The following is a 517-nucleotide window of genomic DNA, read 5'->3' as shown; positions in this document are numbered from 1 at the left end:
GCCCAGGGCAAGGAGAGCTGGCCTATCTCTAGCGCAACCTTCATCCTGATGCAGCAAAAGACCGACAAGGTTGAAGGCAGCAGCGAAGCACTGAAGTTCTTCAACTGGGCCTATCAGGATGGCGGCAAGATGGCGCTGGATCTGGATTATGTGCCTCTGCCTGCCGTCGTACAAAACCAGGTGCGCAACTCGTGGAAACAGAGTGCCGCCAGCAATGGTCAGGCACTCTGGAAATAAGCCCGGCCACCACGGATCTGTGCGGCAGATGGCCGGGGAGACTCTCCCCGGCTTTTTGCCTGACTAAGCCAGAGTAGATTGAGTATGGAAAAATATAAGAACACCTCGCATCTGAAACGCCAGATGCAGATAGATGCCCTGTTCCGCATCAGCACACGCTTTTTCGCCTTCTTTGTGCTGGCCATGCTGCTGGGTATTCTGTTTTCACTGCTGGTCGGCTCGCTGCCGGCACTCAAACACTTCGGCTGGGGGTTTTTGACCAGTACCGAATGGGATCCCG

General features: G+C 55.3%; 2 pseudogenes. Both read left to right on the top strand.

Annotated features, from left to right (window positions below):
* Positions 1 to 237, top strand: a pseudogene (locus EGI20_RS19010) (phosphate ABC transporter substrate-binding protein PstS); the annotation flags it as partial.
* A gap of 84 nt (positions 238 to 321) precedes the next feature.
* Positions 322 to 517: pseudogene (locus EGI20_RS19005) on the top strand (phosphate ABC transporter permease subunit PstC); the annotation flags it as partial.

Source organism: Aquitalea sp. S1-19 (assembly GCF_024343515.1).
This window is presented reverse-complemented; position numbering and strand designations above follow the sequence as displayed.